Genomic DNA, 17,600 nt, shown 5'->3' with positions numbered 1-17,600 from the left:
TTCCTTTCAGAGTGCGAGTTGCAGGTAGCGTTCCAGCCAGTCGTCCGGCTTCATGCCGTCCTGAAACACAGAGTCAAAAATTTCGAGGTTGTCAGCGCTGCTACTTAACACTTTTGTATAAGTACCAAGCCCGGACAGGTCAAGGGTGACGAGTGCCGCAAAGTTGCGTAAGTCACCTTTTTTCAGAGGACTTTTCACTATCACGAACTGGCGTGACAGCGGATCGAGGTTCTTGATGATATCGAAGATTTCCGGGGCGACTTTCAGGCCGTCAACATAGTCTTTGCGGTCAGCCTTCGGGTTTGCCGTAAAGATTTGCGTGCCGCACTGCTCCACCACGGCAGGAGATATCGGGTTAATCAGTATTTCAGCCGGTGATTGTGTGCCAGGAATAAACACGCCATTCAGTTTGCGGATGACTTTCAGCACGTTAAAGGCGAAATCAGAAAAGACCGGGTCGTTGAGCCATTTCCAGAATTCATCCATGAAGATCACCAGGCGTCGCCCGTCGAGCAAGCTGGTGACGCGATACAGCAGGTAAAACGAAATCGGCGCACACACGTCGGCATCGTCCAAAAATTCCGTGCCATCGATGCCGAAATTGTCGCATTCGCCAATATCAAAGGTGTCCAGGTCATTATCGAAAACCCAGCCGTATTCGCCACCCTGCGCCCACTGTGACAACCTGACGCGTAACCCGTTTTCCTGCGCTTCCTTCGTTGGCGGCTCGGTAAGGTTCTCCAACAGCCGGGTAATACCAAACCCACGGTGTTCAGCCGGTAGCTCCTTCATGACCGCATCCACTGCCTGACTAAGACGCAGCTCGTCGCGCGGGAACAAGGTTTGTCCGTTGCGGGTGCAGAGTATGCGCATCAGCTTCTTGATGAAGTTCAGATTGCGTTTGGTCGGTGGAAGCCGGAAGGGATTCCAGCCGGTAGGCTCACCGCTTTTCACCTTATAATACTGGCCACCCAACGCCCTTACGTTGAGTTCTGCCCCCCTGTCCTTATCAAAATAAACGGTAGTAAGACGCTGCGTTTTAGCCTGCGGCGAAAAACTCCGGGGTTGCCGATATTTCTGCATCATGACCTGAATGAATGCCATCAGCATTGTTTTGCCCGAACCGGCGGTGCCGATAACGCTGGTATTGCCTAGATTTTTCTCGTTGAAATCATCCTTATTGAGCATTGAGTTGTGCAGGTTCATGTAATACGCCCCGCCCGATGGGGTTTTGAGAACGCAAAGCGCTTCACCCCAGGGGTTCTTATCCCGTTTCCCCGTATAGAAGTTATGGAATGACGCCAGTTCTGCAAAATTCTGGCTGCTGATGGGGACAAGTCGCGGCCTTAGCGTGTACACCCCCGGCATTTGTGCCAGGTAGGCAGCGGGCAGCGACAACGTGGAGAGCGTCGGGGTGATACCCAGATCGGTGAAGGCGTTGATCAGGCTGTTTGTATCTTTAATCAGCCGTTCTGTACCGGGTGCCGATACCATCAGGGAAAAATGATATTTACCAAAGGCAATGTGTCCGGCCTGCAACATGTCCAGGGCAACAAATAAGTCTTCCTGCTGCGAAATGGCATCATCTTCCGTGCTGCGTAAACGCTTGGCCGTCTGCTTGATGTGCTTTTGCGCTTCATCTTTCGCCATACAGGTAAAAGACTGGGTGATCACATAGTCACACGGGGCATACAGCAACACGTTCATTATCCCGGTGAAGGATTCCGGCGCGTAGTCTTTCACTTCCAGCCCACGGAAGAAGGTCTTTCCGTTTACGTTATTGCTTTGCCCGGCATCGCCGGTGAAAAACAGGTCGGTTGTGCCGAGCGTTTCATAAAATGGCGTGCGCGTAACGGCTGTTTTCTGCCAGACGCCGCTTAACAGCCGCCGATAGAAAGACAGTTGCGACGAAAACACGCGGCCATTTTCTTCATACGCCCCGAGTTGGTTCGCGGTGAAACGCGACAGGGACGTGCCGACCGTCTGGCAGATCTCCAACATCTCTTTTAATGCACTGTCTAACGCATGTTGCTTCTGTCCGTCGGACATCCGTTTGCGCTCGACCTTATCCAGTCCGACAAAGGGCATATAACAGGCGGTGAAGAACAGGCGATTATGGCGGAAAGGATGGTTTTCAATCGTCGAGTAGTACCGTTCGCTGACCGTATCGGCAAAATCGTTACCCGAATGCCCGTCAAAGTGATCGTGGTACGTTTCACGGATATTGTGAACGTAAAACGTCACCGGTCGCCCTTCAAAGGACTTAATCAGGTTATTAAACTGACCAGACAGTATGTCGAGATTTTCTTCCGTATCACATTCAAACGCCGTTCCGCCAATTTCCCACGTTGCGATCAGGTCGCTACCTCGGGTTTTAATGACGTTTTCATGAATGTGCGACGAATACGGAATGTGCTTGGTGAGCGTGACCCGTTCGTTAAGTCGCATAGTGTTGATGAACTCCGTGATGTCTACGGCGTCGTAGTCGTTCGCCAGGAACGCCGTTGCGCCGTAGTGGGTGTTGCACGTCTTATTGCCCCGCGTTTTCAGTTTTAAAAAGGCTAATCCGAAAATGTGGGCATCCTTTCGAGCCATCTGGTTCATGACAAACCAGCTTACCGGCAGGAACAGCAACAAAAGTTTAGTGAGGTATATCGCCAGCAGGATAATTGCCCCACTGACGATAACTAACGGCACCATCGGAATGCCAAACAGCATAGCGGGGCGCGTCAGGGCTTTATTCAGCGTGACCATTTCCGCCCCTTAGCTCATCAACAGAGCGCCGATTTCTGCACCGCTGGCAATAAGAATGCCGCCAATGATGATCCCTTTACAGTCGTGAAGGCTTTTGCCGTCCCATAACACTTTGTAACCCACCCAGATAACAGCGATGGTAATGGTGACGATGGCCAGACCGGTGAGGCCAGACGAGATTTTTTCCAGCAACGTTTCGGCTTTGGCGAACCCGTCCGCGAATGCCGGTGAGGACATAGCAGCAGAGGCCGCGACAGCAGCAAGGTGAGCAGGAGCGTTTTTGATAGAGCGTAAAATTTTCATGATATTTCCTTATTTAGATGTAGTGACTACAAACTCCCCCCGCACAACCTGTGACGGGAAAGAAACGGGTGTAGCCTGGTTAGGTGACGCTTGCGCGCCGGAGGTGATGAGATCGCCGCGTACAATACCTTTGGGGTAACGTATCTGCGGCGTGGGTGCTGCATTGCCTGGTGTGGCGTTTTGCTTTTCTTGATCGGCCTTGCTGGAAGGCACGACATATTTTTGCGCGGGTTTGTAACCCATCCGCTGTACATAGCTGGTTTTGGAAAATGCGGCTTCGGGCTTCTGGCCGGTATCAAAGTTGCCGGAGTAATAGCAACTCAGCGCCCTTTTCAGGGTGCCGCCCCGGAGGTAGCAGTCAGTGATGATTTTTTCGAAGACGGTCAGGTTGGTGCAGGGATTAAACAGTTGTTTTGCAGTGACACCGTAACGGGAAAAATTAGCCTGGTTGATTTGCATCAGACCAACTGAGTAATTTTTACCTTTCGCCTTGAGCTGGTCGATATGATCAAGAGCGTCATTTATGTTGCTGGGGAAAAGCCCTTTTTTCTGGCCGACAACCCCGATAGCAAAGGGATTCAAGCCAGATTCGACCCTAGCTACATCATGCGATGTATCCGGGTGAATGGTTGGGGCGCATTGCATGGCCAGAGTCAGAAGCACGGCGGATGAAATCATTTCTCCTCCTATTAGATGGTTTATTCCTCTTCAGCGGGGGGAGCCTTCTGCAACTGGTTAAGCAGTGAGGCATGGCCTTTTTTGGTGAATTCATCAATCAGGTAGTGAAGGAATGTTGTTGTCTTGATATTGGTGTTGGATAAATAACTGATTTCACGAGCATGTTTTGCTAACAGTTGGTAACGCTGTTGTCCGATATAAATCACCGACGTACTCGTTGGCTCGCCCAACTTCTTTTTCGGCATGGGGATGGTTACTCCTATTAAAAAGACACCGCAGGGTATCGCCCGCAGTGCTGGTATGTATAAAAAATGAGGTCGGGTTTAAGGGTTAGACGATTGCAGCAGGTGTGAAAAAGCAACCTGCCGTTGTTCTATCGACTTGATAAGCGAGATTTCCTGAATTTTTAGCAGCAAAGTGGACGAGATATTACGGCACTCAATAGCTTGATCGTCATTGTTCAACGCAATCAGCCGAGCGCATTCAATCGCTGATATCACTTTCTGGGGAACGGTGCAGGCATCGGAACCGAAGCGAATGAAGCCGACAGCCCCAGGGATAGACGAAATTGTTGAGGTGTGGATTTTATTGATATCAAAAGAGAGGAACAAATAATTAGGGAACAACACTTTTTCCTCGATCCGAACCGAATTGCAGTCGGTTCGGTGAGAGACTCTTACATAGCGAGGGCAAAAAACACTAACCCCTAATCCATTGACTCTTTTAGTGATTTTACCAACATCCTGAGCCTTGCAGTACAGCACATACCATAAGTTCATGTTCCCATCCTTGTGGGCACAAGCCCCCATTTTCCGCCGTGCTAGCTTGGCGGAAACTAGAACGAGCGTACTCATAAACATGATAAAACAACTGTATATAAATACAGTAATGTTATTATATTCAGTTGTTTTGGTGTGTCAATCTAAAGAGTCTTAGAGATTACATTACTTTATGATACAAAATCAACCATGATTCGTATTGTGGACATTGATATCGAATGCGCCTTGTAAGATTAGACTCCCAAAAAGGGGGTGAACATGGTGCCGAAAAGATTGCGAGAAGCGCGAGAGGCTGCGGGGATATCGCAAGAAAAATTATCTCAACTTATTGATATAGATGGTAAAAACTCAAGATCGAGGTTGTCGAGTTACGAAGTCGGAAGGACGGAACCCCCTTTTAGCTTGGTAGTTAAAATCGCAAGACTGCTGGATTATCCTGAGTATTATTTTTATACAGTGGATGACGATATGGCTAAGAATATGCTTGAGGTGCATCGTAATAGGGTTAACCCAGAAGAAAACCTTCAATACTATACTTTGGAGGAAAATAAAAAATTACGTAAACAGAATGAAGAAGCCAGAAAATTATTAAAACAACTAAACGAGTGCTTGAAAGACTAGCCAGCACAGCTCGCCGCAGCCTTTGATTGAGGCGGAGCGCAGCCATAGGCGAGCACTGAACACTCAAAGCGAGGAAGCGGAATTTTCACTGAATTAACAAAGAAATGCGTTCACTCTGAATCTACATAGACAAGAGAAAACACCTGTTGATATTCACAATATTAATAATGTTTAGACTCAATATCTCTATGAATTGATTAGGTAAATTAGATATGTTCTTTGCGGGATCTTTTGGTGGGGGAATTGATCGTTGCTTCACTACGTGGTAATTTACCTGCGTTTACAAGTATTCATACGGGTGGGACGTTCCCGGTAATAGCGTCTAGGGAAAGGGTGATAGGGGCAAAAGCCACACCCTGAATGCAAAAACCCCCTGAAATCCCAACTCGAACTTGGCGGAACGAAGGATATTCAGGGGGTCGAAAGCAGGCGCGGCGCCTGAAAAGGATTATAGCAAATGCGTAACCTAACACAACCCCCCCACACCGCCATAAGTGCTGGCGGGTGTGAATAACCAGATAAATTCTACCCAACAAAACCCAGACAAGCGTCATCGTGGCGAACATTCTACAGCCTGTAAATGTCCGTTACCGCTCTACGTGCGTCCGGCGCATTATAAACCTCTCAGTAAACAGCATGGTCGAGCCTTACGTAACCTTATGAGCCAGGACAAAACCTCTGGTGCCTGGGTTATTCGTCGTCGTGTTTCTGCCGATCCAATCTTCACTTTTTTGCGACCTGTCGCGGACAGAAAAAGAGCTTTCCGTGAAGTACGCCGGCGTTTGCTCGATGCATTGTTTGTGCTTTTCGTCAACAAAGCCGATCTTGCTACCGGTATTGTCACTATCAACATCACTAAGCTGGCTGAAGAACTCAGTCCACGGAATGAAGATGGCCAGATCATCCCTGAAACTGCCGTGACGGTATCCAGGGTGTCGCGTCTGATAGACGAATTGGCGAGGTTTGGCATAGTCCTTGCGCCTGAAACTGAGTGGGATTATGTGAACGGGTGCCGTTTTCCTAAGCATATAATCATTACAGAAGAAGGCTGGCGTCTTACCGGTGTGGATATGGACAAGCTACGAGCCGAGCAAGAAGAACGCCTACGCGCTATTGAGGACGGCATTCTACAACCCGGTGAGGCTATGACAGTAAAAGAAGCCCGTAAGCGCTGGTATGAACGTTGCCGCCATCAGACGATACTCAGCCGCCGTACACGCGCTATTGAGGGCAAACAACGGCGTAAGCTGGCCGAATTACCGTTCGATGAGCGAAAGCGTCAGGTGGCCGAGCGTATTTTCCGTGATATGAAGGGTGATATACACCATCTAACCCCTCAGCAGTTTGAAAAAATGGTCTGGACTCAGCTTTACCAGCTTGAACTGGTAAATATGGAGCAGCCAGGCACAGCCCCGCCTCACTAACCCGCCCTCTTTTTACTAATCCGATTCCCTGCGGAGGATGTTCGTTGTCCATCTGCTAAAACAGCTCGTTTTTTAGTCACCATTATCACGATAACCTCACCGATATTTGGTCAAAACCCCAATCAACACCGGCGTTATATCTTTTATGCACACTTACCTGCAAATAGGTAAATGGGACTATCTGCAATCAACCAATAGTTAGCTGCAAAACAATCAGGTCTTCGACCTACTTAACTTCATTAAAGATCTACTTATTCGCTGGATAAGTTCTGTGGATAACGGGGAAAACCGATAATGACCGCCCTTGCAGCGGCCAGATGGCCGCGCCGGTTCGGCATGGTCGCTATGCTCCCCAAAAGACTTTAAGTAGCACCTCCGGCCTTAGCCGGAGGCATGGAGTCAACGAGACGCAATGCAGCGAAAAGGCGCTTTTCGCCCTTACCTACTTCATCGCTAAAAGTAAGCTAAAAAACCAGTCTGGCAGGAAGGGGGCGAAATCCGTTTGGGTGTATTCGTTGACACCAGGAGCAAGTATTCCTATCATTGTGTTGATAGTTAACACAGGGGGCGTTATGGCCAGAACAACAAGCGTTACGATTGGCGAACAACTCGATTCGTTTATTAGTCGATTAATAGACAGTGGCCGTTACGGCTCTGCGAGTGAAGTTATGCGTTCTGCGCTGCGATTGCTGGAGCAACAGGAAACAAACGATGAAGTTATTCGTCAGGCTGTTATTGCTGGGCTGGAAAGCGGTGAAAGCTCGCTATCACTGCGGGATATTGCAGCACAAAGAAAACTGAGACATCGTGTATAAACTCACTGAACGGGCAGCAGACGACTTCGCCGGGATTTATGACTATACGCTCTTGAAATTTGGTGAAGCTCAGGCAGACCATTATACAGACGCACTTGAGGCATTTTTCGAGACACTGGCCGGAATGCCAGATATGGGACGTGACTACCATACCGTTCCTGGTGTGATGCGCATTGAATTTCAGCGACATGCCATTTTTTATACGGTTCGTGATACGGATATTCTGATTGCGCGTATTTTGCACCAACAGATGAACCATAAACGCCATTTACTGTAAGTCTAAACACGCTGCCGCGCTTTGCTTGGCCAACACCGATCTGGCACATAAAAAGTTTATGCACCAGATCAGTGTTCTCGGTAAGGATAGGTGTGTTTTTGAGTTAATGTGTTTTTACTCATTTGAGTCTTTTGGCTGTCATTTTCTTTCAGCCAATTATCGACCAAGTCCTTTATCGGGTCCGCTTGGAAAAAGGAAATTATCCTACTATAAGGGCTTCCCCGAACAGTCAACGCCGGTTTTTAATTTCTGTCTGTTCATCAATGAAAGGCAAGGGATAAGACTGCGCTACTATAAACGGTCATGCTGAATCGCTAGTGATTCGGACCCTGATGAAAGACGCTCGTGAGATCCTCCTTCGTTAATCGGATAGTGATATCCAGTAGGATATGCAGATACTTCTCACGGGGGTCTAACCCTTTACCATCAACAATTTACAGTTCAGTTACTACTCAGTTAAATTTTTCATGTTGTTGAATACAGTCTGAAGTCATCGCCGTAATGTAATGATGCCCAGCACAACCTCGCATTCTTGGCGGCGATTGCAACGACAGCACGCCAGTATCCCCGCCTACCAATCAACGAGCAGACCCAACGGCTAAACGGGTCCGTTCTATTCTCTGCCCCTACCATTACAGAACGGGCTCCCTGGACCAGTAGGGTTCGCAGATAGGCATCACCCGCTTTTGTTATCCTGCCAAGCTTTGATTTTCCGCCACTACTGTATTGTGATGGCGTTAGCCCCAACCAGGCTGCCAGTTGGCGCCCGTTCTTAAAGGGGTCCGCTTGGAAAACGGAATCTATGGTCACTCCCGTTTTTGCAACACCGATTTTGACGACAAGTTGGCTTGCTTGAATCTATCCGGCGTCTGAATGGGATTTTATTCCCGCGCCTCGATGAGTTCCGCGCCTGATGAACCTCCAGAAAATATACGGCTTCAATGAGCCTTTCCGTTTTACAGGTTCCTCAACAGGCCGGTGGGCCGTTAGTATCATCAATATCAGTATTCGCAAAACCAGATGAATGATTGTTTAAACTGGTGTATTTCTGCCTTTATGCTTCGTAAGTTTGCTGTCGCGCCGTCAGTGCCCAGGCTATTCTGGCCAGCTTGTTTGCCAGAGCACAGGTGACGACAAAGTTGCTTTTCCGACACAACAACTCCCTGACCCAGTCGGCCAACTTGCCAGACTGGTGTTCCAGTTTTTGTATGAATACCCTGGCACACTGAACCAACAAAGTTCGGATCTTTTTGTTGCCCCGCTTGCTAATCCCTAACAATGTCGTCCGACCTCCCGTGCTGTACTGTCGGGGTACCAGCCCTGTTGCCGCCGCAAAGTCACGGCTGCTGGCGTACTGCTTCCCGTCGCCAATCTCAGTTGAAATAGTACTGGCAGTCAGCGTTCCAACGCAGGGAATACTCAGCAAGCGCTGTCCAACCTCATCTTCGTCCAACTTTCGTTTCAACTGAGATTCCAGATCTTTAATCTGCTCAACAAGATAGTGATAATGCTGTTGTAATTTCAGCAGTAACTGGCTGAGATAAAGAGGCAAACTACTGTCCTCAAGAAGGGTACTCAGTCGACTAATAACGGCAGCACCTCGCGGAACGCTGATACCAAATTCCAGCAGAAAAGCATGCATCTGATTAGTTGTTTTCACCTTATCCTGAACCAGGGATTCACGGACACGATGCAGAGCTCGCATTGCCTGCTGAGATTCGGTTCTGGGCTGCACGAAACGCATAGATGGACGTGATGCTGCTTCACAGATAGCTTCAGCATCAACGAAGTCATTTTTGTTGCTTTTAACGAATGGGCGGACAAATTGCGGTGATATCAGCTTTGGAAAATGCCCTAACTCTGCCAGCTTGCGTGCCATAAAGTGAGAACCGCCACAGGCTTCCATCGCGATGGTTGTTGCCGGGCATGTCGCCAGAAATTCGATTAGCTTTGGTCGGGTGAATTTTTTACGGTAAACGGCCTTCCCACGATGATCCTGACAATGAATATGGAAAGAGTTCTTACCCAGATCGATACCAATAAGCGCAATGTTTTCCATGATGGTTCTCCGAATGAAAGCCTGTCCTCAGCATAGTACTGGGAAGGAGGGAGTGACCATCTCATTAAATAAAGCACGCTAAGCCGGTTGCAGCGGCCGTAGCGGCCTGAACTTGCCCGCGCCGATCTTGGCGCTGCTGCGCCAGAGGTAATCGCCGGTCAGGTTGATGTGCTCCCAGCCGAGCGGCGACAGGTACTGCAACAGGCCGTCATCGACGGCTTGACCGTGGCCACGCAAGGCGTTCGCGGCCCGCTCCAGATAGACCGTGTTCCATAGCACGATGGCCGCCGTCACCAGGTTGAGGCCGCTGGCCCGGTAGCGCTGCTGCTCGAAGCTGCGGTCGCGGATTTCCCCCAGGCGGTTGAAGAACACGGCGCGGGCCAGCGCGTTGCGCGCCTCGCCTTTGTTCAGCCCGGCATGCACGCGGCGGCGCAGCTCGACGCTTTGCAGCCAGTCCAGGATGAACAGTGTGCGCTCGATGCGTCCCAGCTCACGCAGGGCGACGGCCAGGCCGTTCTGGCGCGGGTAGCTGCCAAGCTTCCTGAGCATCAGCGAGGCCGTCGCCGTGCCCTGCTTGATCGAGGTGGCCATCCGCAGGATTTCATCCCAATGGGCGCGGACGTGCTTGATGTTGAGCGTGCCGCCGATCATCGGTTTCAACGCCTCGTAGGTGGCATCGCCCTTCGGGATGTAGAGCTTGGTGTCGCCCAGGTCACGAATGCGCGGGGCGAAGCGGAAGCCCAGCAGGTGCATCAACGCGAAGACGTGGTCCGTGAACCCTGCCGTGTCGGTGTAGTGCTCCTCGATCCGCAGGTCGGATTCGTGATACAGCAGGCCGTCGAGCACGTAGGTCGAGTCGCGCACGCCGACGTTCACGACCTTGGTGTGGAACGGCGCGTACTGGTCGGAGATATGGGTGTAGAACGTCCGCCCTGGGCTGCTGCCGTATTTCGGATTGATGTGGCCGGTGCTCTCGGCCTTGCTGCCGGTGCGGAAGTTCTGGCCGTCCGACGATGACGTGGTGCCGTCGCCCCAATGCTCGGCGAAGGGATGTCGGAACTGCGCGTTGACCAGCTCGGCCAGTGCCGCCCCGTAGGTTTCGTCGCGGATGTGCCAGGCTTGCAGCCAGGCCAGCTTGGCGTAGGTCGTGCCGGGGCACGATTCCGCCATCTTGGTCAGGCCCAGGTTGATCGCGTCGGCGAGGATCGTGGTCAGCAACAGGTTTTTGTCCTTGGCCAGGTCGCCTGACTTCAGGTGGGCGAAGTGCCGGGTGAAGCCCGTCCATTCGTCTACCTCCAGCAGCAATTCGGTGATCTTGACGTGCGGTAGGATCATCGCCGTCTGGTCGATCAGGGCCTGTGCGGTATCGGGCACCGCCGCATCGAGCGGCGTGATCTTCAGGCCCGACTCCGTGATGATGGCGTCCGGCAGCTCGTTGGCCAGCGCCATGCGGTTGACGGTGGCGAGCTGCGTTTCCAGCAGCGTCAGCCGGTCATGCAGGTACTGGTCGCAATCGGTGGCCACGGCCAGCGGCAATTCGCTGGCCTGCTTGAGGCTGGCGAATTTCGCGGGCGGCACCAGGTAGTCCTCGAAGTCCTTGAACTGGCGCGAGCCTTGCACCCAGATGTCGCCGGAGCGCAGCGCGTTCTTCAGCTCCGACAGCGCGCACAGTTCGTAGTAGCGCCGGTCGATGCCGGTGTCGGTCATCACCAGCTTCTGCCAGCGCGGCTTGATGAACTCGGTCGGCGCGTCGGTGGGCACCTTGCGGGCGTTGTCGCTGTTCATGCTGCGCAGCACCTCGATGGCGTCGAGTACGTCCTTGGCGGCGGGCGCGGCCCGCAACTTGAGCACGTCGAGAAATTCCGGCGCGTAGCGGCGCAGCGTGGCGTAGCTCTCGCCGATGCGGTGCAGGAAATCGAAGTCCTCGGGTTGCGCGAGCCGCTGCGCTTCGGTGACGCTCTCGGCGAAAGCATCCCAGGACATGACGGCCTCGATGGCGGCGAACGGATCGCGGCCCGCTTGCTTGGCCTCGATCAGCGCCTGGCCGATGCGCCCGAACAGCCGCACCTTGGCATTGATCGCCTTGCCGGATGCCTGGAACTGCTGCTGATGCTTGTTCTTGGCGGCATTGAACAGCTTGCCCAGGATGCGGTCATGCAGGTCGATGATTTCGTCGGTGACGGTGGCCATGCCCTCGATGGCGAGCGCCACCAGGGTCGCGTAACGCCGCTGCGGCTCGAACTTCGCCAGGTCGGCGGGCGTCATCTGGCCGCCCTCGCGGGCGATCTTGAGCAGCCGGTTCTGGTGAACCAGCCGCTCGATGCCGGAGGGCAGGTCGAGCGCCTGCCACGCCTTGAGGCGTTCGATGTGTTCCAGCATGTGCCGCGAGTTCGGTTTGACCGGGGATTGCCGCAGCCAGGCCAGCCACGTCGTCTTGCCGTTGTCGCGGCGCTTGAGCAGATCGTCGAGGCGACGGCGATGCACGTCCGTCAGCGGCTCAGCCAAGGCGTCGTAGAGACGCCGGTTGGCGCGGGTAATCGCTTCGGCGCTCGCCCGCTCGACGGCGTTGAGGGCGGGCACAATGACCGACTGCCGCCGCAGGTGCTCGATCAAGGCTCTGGCCAGCACGATGCCCTTGTCGGTTTGCATGGCCAGCTCGGTCAGCAACTGGACAGCCTGCCGGTAGTGGCCAATCGTGAACGGCTGGAAGCCGAACACCGTTTGCAGCTCGACCAGGTGCTCGCGTCGGGTCTGCTCACGCTGCCCGTACTCGTCCCAGCTTTCGATGCCGACCTTGAGCTGGTTGGCGACCAGTCTCAGCAATGGCGGGAACGGTGGCTCATCAGCGCCAAGGATGACGCCGGGAAAGCGCAGGTAGCAGAGCTGCACCGCGAAGCCCAGCCGATTGGCCGGGCCGCGCCGCTGCCGGATGATGGAGAGGTCGCTTTCGCTGAACGTGTAGTGACGGATCAACTCATCCTTGGTGTCCGGCAACGCCAGCAGGCTTTCGCGCTCGGCGGCGGAGAGGATCGAACGGCGGGGCATGCGGTTTCCTTCTTCTTGAAATTCTATTCTTGATTGCATATCATCTCAACGAGTTTCGATAAGAAAGGATGCGCATGCGACCGTCTGTTGTGCTTGACATGAAGCGAAGCGCAGTGCGTGAAGCGGTAGGCCGCTTTCGCGCCGCGAACCCGCGCGTCTTCGGCTCGGTGCTGCATGGCACCGACCGGGATGGCAGCGACCTCGACCTGTTGGTCGATGCGCTGCCCGGTGCCACGTTGTTGGACTTGGGCGATTTGGAAGAAGAACTGAAATCGCTGCTCGGCGTTGACGTCGATCTGCTGACTCCCGGCGACCTGCCGCCGAAGTTCCGGGCCAAGGTGCTCGCGGAGGCGCAACCGATATGAGCGAGAACCGCCTGCCCGATTACCTCGACCACATTCAGCAGGCCGCAACCGATGCGCGCAGCTTCGTGGAAGGGATGGCCAAGGACGACTTCTTGGCCGACAAGCGCACCCAGCAGGCCGTCATCATGAGCCTGATCGTCATCGGCGAGGCGGCCACAAAGGTGATGGATGGCTACGTCGAGTTCACCCAGGCGCATGCCGACGTGCCGTGGCGCAGCATGCGCAATATGCGTAATCGCATGGCTCACGGCTATTTCGACATCAACCTCGATGTGGTGTGGGAGACGGTACAGGAATGGCTGCCGGCGTTGCTCCAGCAATTGCCCGCCGTGCGTCAGGATGCCGACGATGAAGACCGTAACGACAACTGTGAAAGAGGGATCTCCGATGACTGTTGAATCGAGAATATTTTCTGTAGCCGAGTATGTTCAGCCGTCCGAAGGCGAGCCTATTCGTTCCGTTGTGCTTGAAACCCGAGACTCAATTATCGTGGTTTGGCATGTCCATCCCGGGCAGGAAATTGCGGCTCACATTCATCCTCACGGCCAAGACACGTGGACTGTTTTGTCGGGAATGGCTGATTACTTTCAGGGCAATGGGATTGTTCGTGCCCTCAGGGAAGGTGAGATAGCCGTGGCAAGACCGGGCCAAGTGCACGGGGCGCGAAATACAGGTACCGAGCCATTTGTGTTAGTCTCGGTTGTGGCATCAGCCAATGCCGGTTTCGTATTGGCTGAGCGATAGAGCCCAATCTCTGGAGTTGGTCCAATGAGCGGTCGGGGAGATAGGTAACAGACATGCAGCGGACACGGCTGCTAAACCAGGTCGCAAACCTCCTTGCGTCGCAGCGTGCCGCAAGCGACGCGATCAATCGAATGGGGTCGGCATGAGACTGAACACCATCCAGTTCCCGACCGCGTAGCCGCCTGTCCTGCCGATCAGGTCTTGACCATCGACGCCTGGGATCAGTCCTGAATGTTCTTGGAGACCACTACGTTATGAGCCGCAGCCGCCGCAAAACACCCATCGTCGGGCACACGACCTGCGGCAGCGAGCGCGAGGACAAGAAGCTCTGGCATCAGCGCTGGCGCACCCGTGAGCGCACGGCGCTGACCAGCGCGTCGCCCGAAGCCCTGAGCGCCCATCTGCCCCTGCTGGAAAACCAGGCCAGCAGCGTCTGGTCGATGGGCAAGGATGGCCGCTCCTACTGGCCCGTCAAGCGCCAGGCCGCCACGGCGGATCGCATCGCCAATCACAAGGGACGCAACCCGCAAGAACGCGCCTCCCTGAAAAAGCGCCTGCTTACACTGTGATTCCTTCAAAATATCTCAACGAAATTTCCCGACACCTGTTTAAGCTATCTTGCTGATATTTCTGTTTTTCGATTTTTGCCGGCGCGATGCCGGCGACGTTGGCCAGCTGCCCCGGGCGCGATACTGAGATCAGTTTCTTTGAACAAAAAAACCGCCTTTTGGCGGTCAGTATTCAGTAGCGGGGTTAGAGGGCCAGTCGTGTAAAAAACCACGTTAGCCGACTATTTATTTGAATAACATAATATTTTAACTGATATGCCAGCGTTCATCCTGACTTATCTGAACAGGGCTCCGCCTGTAAAATGTGAAAGATAGAAAGGTAATTATTTATAATAAAATTAAATAATTTCAATTTTCTCTTCAGAATATACACTGACAGTGTGAAAAAACCCCCGTTATCACGGGGATTTTCCTGTAGATAATACGTTACCTGACTTGCTTAGAAGGCGCAAAGCGCAGTATCAAAATACCGGCCAGAGCGGCCAGTATGGACCCTGCCAGAACCCCCACCTTGACCTCATCAACGAGCAGAGGGCTGCCTGTAAAGGCCAGATTGCCGATAAACAGGCTCATGGTAAAACCAATCCCACACAGTACCGAGACACCATAAACCTGTAACCAGGTACTTTTCTCTGGTCGTTTCGCCAGGCCCAGGCTGACGGCCAGTAGCGACAGGCCAAAGATACCTGCCTGTTTACCCAAAAACAGGCCCAGCGCCACGCCTACCGGAACCGGCGACAACAGGTCATTCATCGTCATGCCCGACAACGCGACGCCCGCATTGGCGAAGCCAAACAGCGGCAGTATCATAAACGTGACCCAGGGGTTGATGGCATGCTCAAGCCTGTCCAGAGGCACTTCATCAGCCGCATTCCTGGTTCGCAGCGGGATAAAGAACGCCAGCAGGATACCCGCGACGGTGGCATGCACGCCTGACTGAAGCATGAAAAACCACAGTACTCCCCCCGTCAGCAGATAGGGCAGCAGGCGCGTCACGCCGGCACGGTTCAGGCTAAACAGCAGAGCAACCATTGCCGCTGCACCACCCAGCATCAGAAGCGAAATGTTGCTGGTATAGAAGAGCGCGATGATAGCCACCGCCCCCATGTCATCCAGAATAGCCAGCGCCGACAGGAAAATTTTTAGCGAGACTGGCACACGACTGCCCAGTAAGGCGAGTACACCGAGCGCAAAAGCAATATCCGTGGCCGCCGGGATGGCCCAGCCGGAAAGGGTTTCGTCATGACCGGCATTAAACCCCACGTAAATCAGGGCAGGTACGGCCAGACCACCCAGTGCGGCAAAGCCCGGCAACGCACGCTGGCTCCAGGTGGCTAACTGGCCGGTGACAAGCTCACGCTTGATTTCCAGCCCGACCATCATAAAGAATACGGCCATCAGGGCATCGTTTATCCAGTGCTCAACGGACAGGCCTGCTGTTTTGTATTTCAGGAGTGTTTCATAACCTTCCCTGAGGGGCGAATTGGCCACGATGATAGCGGCTGCCGAAGCAATAATAAGCACAATACCGCCCGCTACAGGTGAACTGAAAAAATTAGAAACGGGCTTGATAACTTTTCTGGTTAATCCGATTGGGTTTTCTGTCACTTAATCTCCCCCTGAGATGTTGACTTACGAATTGTGAATCAGGCAACCCAGAGACTGTGCACTCCAAAAATGCAATGCACAGCCTGATTGACTGATGTAAGAAATTTAGATAATTAAATTAATAAGTTAAATTCGGTCGGTCTGTGGTTACATTTTATCATGCACCGTCAGGTAAATGGCCGCCTTCAGGTAAATTATCGTAAAGCGAAGCCTTGGCGGGGCTAGGGTGCGTTTCCATTCTGAGAAATTTGCTCAGTCTGTTTCCAGAACATGGCTGAAATTTACTATCCGCCGCGTGTCAGTAAATAGTATCTGTCAGTAAGAGCTGGCAACGTAAACTGACACGGGTAGTGATGGAAAATGATTACACAGGACACCGTTTGCAGACAGATGCTGCTCTGAGCCGCATTATCCTGAAAAGCCTGAACAGCAGCTGATGGATAATTATCCGTCCATGCCGGTGACGAATGGCTGTCAGAAAAGACATACCACAGGTCAAAATGGCGCATTTCGTTAACACTGAGGCCAGAAGTTTTGGGCTGGATATATTTATTGCTTGCCGGATGCTGTGAGATCTTTTACGCGGCGGCCATTCCGCGGACCGACGGGTTCACCCGGTTATGGCCGGGGTCGGTTCCGGCTGAGGGCGAAATGACACCCTAAGCGTTAGCTCTGTGTCGTTGCACGATGTCAGCGACGGTATTCTTGCTGATACCGAGCTCGCGTGCGATCCAGCGATAGCTGCGTCCCTCGGCCCTCATCGCAACCACCTTAGGCAAAAGTCGGTCTGATTTTGGTCGCACTCCGGCCTGACGACCAAGCCTCTTACCACGTGCCTTCGCAACAGCAAGGCCTGACTTGACCCGCTCGCTGATGAGATCCCGCTCAAACTCCGCAATGCCGGAAAGAAACGTCGCCAGCATTCGTCCATACGGCGACGAAAGATCGAACGCCATTCCATTCATGGCTATCACGGAAACCTTCCAGTTCTCCAGTTCACGTAGCGTATTGAGCAGATCGAGCGTCGAGCGCCCCCACCGGGAAAGCTCAGTGACCAGGATTGCATCAATTTGTCTGGACTGGGCAAGCGCCAGGACTTTCTTTCGCTCGGCCCGGTCGAGTTTAGTTCCTGAACCTGTTTCCTTAAATATTCCCACCACGTCGTAGCCGGCACGGCCGGCGAAGGCTCGCAGATCAAATTCCTGGCGTTCACAAGACTGATCCGCTGTTGAAACCCGGCAGTAAATGGCGGCACGATGTCCCAATTGAACCCTCCTGGATTTTTGTATCGGAACGCCCTGATTTATATGGGCTGGCTGTTGTCCAAAACAGACTATACTTCAAAAGGGACGAATTTGTATGTCACGACGCCATATTTTCACCGAACGGCAGCGAGCAGCGCTGTTCGATCTGCCCACGGACGAACTGTCGCTACTGAAGTTGGGGTCCGCTTGGAATTCGGAAATTATCCTACTATAAGGGCTTCCCCGAACAGTCAACGCCGGTTTTTAATTTCTGGCTGTTCATCAATGAAAGGCAAGGGATGAGACTGCACTACT

At 52.9% G+C, this 17,600-nt stretch carries 17 protein-coding genes and 1 pseudogene; 8 read left to right on the top strand and 10 right to left on the bottom strand.

Translation table 11 applies throughout. The features are described 5' to 3' along the window. Positions 1-6: 6 nt before the first annotated feature. From AC2FCQ_RS23250 to AC2FCQ_RS23230, 5 genes are all read right to left on the bottom strand, one after another. Positions 7-2,754 carry a VirB4 family type IV secretion/conjugal transfer ATPase gene (locus tag AC2FCQ_RS23250; RefSeq protein WP_032490875.1) on the bottom strand — a complete coding sequence of 916 codons (2,748 nt, stop codon included), beginning with the start codon at positions 2,752-2,754 and terminating at the stop codon, positions 7-9. 9 nt (positions 2,755-2,763) lie between these two features. After that, entirely contained in the window at positions 2,764-3,057 is a 294-nt protein-coding gene (locus AC2FCQ_RS23245) for a TrbC/VirB2 family protein (RefSeq protein WP_032490874.1), read from the bottom strand. 9 nt (positions 3,058-3,066) lie between these two features. Beyond that, positions 3,067-3,735: a lytic transglycosylase domain-containing protein gene (locus tag AC2FCQ_RS23240; protein WP_032490873.1), complete on the bottom strand. Its 669-nt coding sequence runs from the start codon at positions 3,733-3,735 to the stop codon at positions 3,067-3,069. A 20-nt stretch (positions 3,736-3,755) separates the two neighbouring features. Next, a complete protein-coding gene (locus tag AC2FCQ_RS23235) occupies positions 3,756-3,980 on the bottom strand; it encodes a hypothetical protein (RefSeq protein WP_008815931.1) in 225 nt (74 codons plus the stop codon). A gap of 78 nt (positions 3,981-4,058) precedes the next feature. Further along, positions 4,059-4,514 carry a transcription termination/antitermination NusG family protein gene (locus AC2FCQ_RS23230; RefSeq protein WP_016361119.1) on the bottom strand — a complete coding sequence of 152 codons (456 nt, stop codon included), beginning with the start codon at positions 4,512-4,514 and terminating at the stop codon, positions 4,059-4,061. Between the two features lie 258 nt (positions 4,515-4,772). On the opposite strand from AC2FCQ_RS23230, the gene AC2FCQ_RS23225 reads away from it, so the two are divergent. From AC2FCQ_RS23225 to AC2FCQ_RS23210, 4 genes are all read left to right on the top strand, one after another. Then, positions 4,773-5,135, top strand: a complete 363-nt coding sequence (locus AC2FCQ_RS23225) for a helix-turn-helix domain-containing protein (protein WP_008815933.1) — start codon at positions 4,773-4,775, stop codon at positions 5,133-5,135. Between the two features lie 494 nt (positions 5,136-5,629). Further along, entirely contained in the window at positions 5,630-6,559 is a 930-nt protein-coding gene (gene repA, locus AC2FCQ_RS23220; protein ID WP_050296632.1) for a plasmid replication initiator RepA, read from the top strand. A 572-nt stretch (positions 6,560-7,131) separates the two neighbouring features. After that, the gene (locus tag AC2FCQ_RS23215; protein ID WP_000124732.1) at positions 7,132-7,374 is read left to right on the top strand and encodes a type II toxin-antitoxin system ParD family antitoxin; all 243 of its coding nucleotides are present in this window, start codon (positions 7,132-7,134) and stop codon (positions 7,372-7,374) included. Continuing rightward, on the top strand, positions 7,367-7,651 hold the full coding sequence (locus AC2FCQ_RS23210) for a type II toxin-antitoxin system RelE/ParE family toxin (RefSeq protein WP_000277490.1): 285 nt from the start codon (positions 7,367-7,369) through the stop codon (positions 7,649-7,651). The genes AC2FCQ_RS23215 and AC2FCQ_RS23210 overlap by 8 nt, the downstream gene beginning before the upstream one ends. A gap of 465 nt (positions 7,652-8,116) precedes the next feature. Here AC2FCQ_RS23210 and AC2FCQ_RS23205 read toward each other — a convergent pair. From AC2FCQ_RS23205 to AC2FCQ_RS23195, 3 genes and pseudogenes are all read right to left on the bottom strand, one after another. Continuing rightward, a pseudogene (locus tag AC2FCQ_RS23205) lies at positions 8,117-8,431 on the bottom strand (transposase); the annotation flags it as partial. Positions 8,432-8,705: 274 nt separating this feature from the next. Further along, complete coding sequence (locus AC2FCQ_RS23200) at positions 8,706-9,710, bottom strand: IS110-like element IS5075 family transposase (protein WP_000427614.1); 1,005 nt, start codon at positions 9,708-9,710, stop codon at positions 8,706-8,708. A 78-nt stretch (positions 9,711-9,788) separates the two neighbouring features. Next, the gene (locus tag AC2FCQ_RS23195) at positions 9,789-12,755 is read right to left on the bottom strand and encodes a Tn3-like element ISPa38 family transposase (protein WP_003100881.1); all 2,967 of its coding nucleotides are present in this window, start codon (positions 12,753-12,755) and stop codon (positions 9,789-9,791) included. Between the two features lie 98 nt (positions 12,756-12,853). On the opposite strand from AC2FCQ_RS23195, the gene AC2FCQ_RS23190 reads away from it, so the two are divergent. The 4 genes from AC2FCQ_RS23190 to AC2FCQ_RS23175 all read left to right on the top strand — a co-directional run bounded on the left by AC2FCQ_RS23190 (position 12,854) and on the right by AC2FCQ_RS23175 (position 14,433). Beyond that, complete coding sequence (locus tag AC2FCQ_RS23190) at positions 12,854-13,120, top strand: nucleotidyltransferase family protein (RefSeq protein ID WP_016487057.1); 267 nt, start codon at positions 12,854-12,856, stop codon at positions 13,118-13,120. Then, a complete protein-coding gene (locus AC2FCQ_RS23185; RefSeq protein ID WP_001293886.1) occupies positions 13,117-13,518 on the top strand; it encodes a HepT-like ribonuclease domain-containing protein in 402 nt (133 codons plus the stop codon). Before AC2FCQ_RS23190 ends, AC2FCQ_RS23185 begins: the two co-directional genes overlap by 4 nt. Continuing rightward, positions 13,508-13,864, top strand: coding sequence for a cupin domain-containing protein (locus AC2FCQ_RS23180; RefSeq protein WP_000215515.1), 357 nt, complete (start codon positions 13,508-13,510; stop codon positions 13,862-13,864). The genes AC2FCQ_RS23185 and AC2FCQ_RS23180 overlap by 11 nt, the downstream gene beginning before the upstream one ends. Before the next feature lie 254 nt (positions 13,865-14,118). Continuing rightward, the gene (locus AC2FCQ_RS23175) at positions 14,119-14,433 is read left to right on the top strand and encodes a hypothetical protein (protein ID WP_000091613.1); all 315 of its coding nucleotides are present in this window, start codon (positions 14,119-14,121) and stop codon (positions 14,431-14,433) included. Between the two features lie 426 nt (positions 14,434-14,859). Here the strand turns inward: AC2FCQ_RS23175 and nhaA are convergent, their stop codons facing one another. Together nhaA and AC2FCQ_RS23165 are read right to left on the bottom strand one after the other, a co-directional pair. Then, complete coding sequence (gene nhaA, locus AC2FCQ_RS23170) at positions 14,860-16,041, bottom strand: Na+/H+ antiporter NhaA (protein ID WP_004194048.1); 1,182 nt, start codon at positions 16,039-16,041, stop codon at positions 14,860-14,862. 659 nt (positions 16,042-16,700) lie between these two features. Then, a complete protein-coding gene (locus AC2FCQ_RS23165) occupies positions 16,701-17,306 on the bottom strand; it encodes a recombinase family protein (protein WP_000509966.1) in 606 nt (201 codons plus the stop codon). Between the last annotated feature and the right edge of the window lie 294 nt (positions 17,307-17,600).

This window comes from Serratia sp. CoH_134_PS_4 (genome assembly GCF_058190535.1).
Note: the sequence above shows the minus strand (reverse complement) of the source record. Positions and strands in the feature narration are given on the sequence as shown.

Excerpts from the sequence above, each read along its gene's own strand:
- AC2FCQ_RS23225 (WP_008815933.1), top strand. The coding sequence starts at position 4,773 with ATGGTGCCGAAAAGATTGCGAGAAGCGCGAGAGGCTGCGGGGATATCG.
- AC2FCQ_RS23250 (WP_032490875.1), bottom strand. The coding sequence starts at position 2,754 with ATGGTCACGCTGAATAAAGCCCTGACGCGCCCCGCTATGCTGTTTGGC.
- AC2FCQ_RS23195 (WP_003100881.1), bottom strand. The coding sequence starts at position 12,755 with ATGCCCCGCCGTTCGATCCTCTCCGCCGCCGAGCGCGAAAGCCTGCTG.
- AC2FCQ_RS23230 (WP_016361119.1), bottom strand. The coding sequence starts at position 4,514 with ATGAACTTATGGTATGTGCTGTACTGCAAGGCTCAGGATGTTGGTAAA.
- AC2FCQ_RS23190 (WP_016487057.1), top strand. The coding sequence starts at position 12,854 with ATGAAGCGAAGCGCAGTGCGTGAAGCGGTAGGCCGCTTTCGCGCCGCG.
- AC2FCQ_RS23200 (WP_000427614.1), bottom strand. The coding sequence starts at position 9,710 with ATGGAAAACATTGCGCTTATTGGTATCGATCTGGGTAAGAACTCTTTC.
- AC2FCQ_RS23245 (WP_032490874.1), bottom strand. The coding sequence starts at position 3,057 with ATGAAAATTTTACGCTCTATCAAAAACGCTCCTGCTCACCTTGCTGCT.
- AC2FCQ_RS23235 (WP_008815931.1), bottom strand. The coding sequence starts at position 3,980 with ATGCCGAAAAAGAAGTTGGGCGAGCCAACGAGTACGTCGGTGATTTAT.
- AC2FCQ_RS23215 (WP_000124732.1), top strand. The coding sequence starts at position 7,132 with ATGGCCAGAACAACAAGCGTTACGATTGGCGAACAACTCGATTCGTTT.
- AC2FCQ_RS23175 (WP_000091613.1), top strand. The coding sequence starts at position 14,119 with ATGAGCCGCAGCCGCCGCAAAACACCCATCGTCGGGCACACGACCTGC.
- AC2FCQ_RS23180 (WP_000215515.1), top strand. The coding sequence starts at position 13,508 with ATGACTGTTGAATCGAGAATATTTTCTGTAGCCGAGTATGTTCAGCCG.
- AC2FCQ_RS23185 (WP_001293886.1), top strand. The coding sequence starts at position 13,117 with ATGAGCGAGAACCGCCTGCCCGATTACCTCGACCACATTCAGCAGGCC.
- AC2FCQ_RS23240 (WP_032490873.1), bottom strand. The coding sequence starts at position 3,735 with ATGATTTCATCCGCCGTGCTTCTGACTCTGGCCATGCAATGCGCCCCA.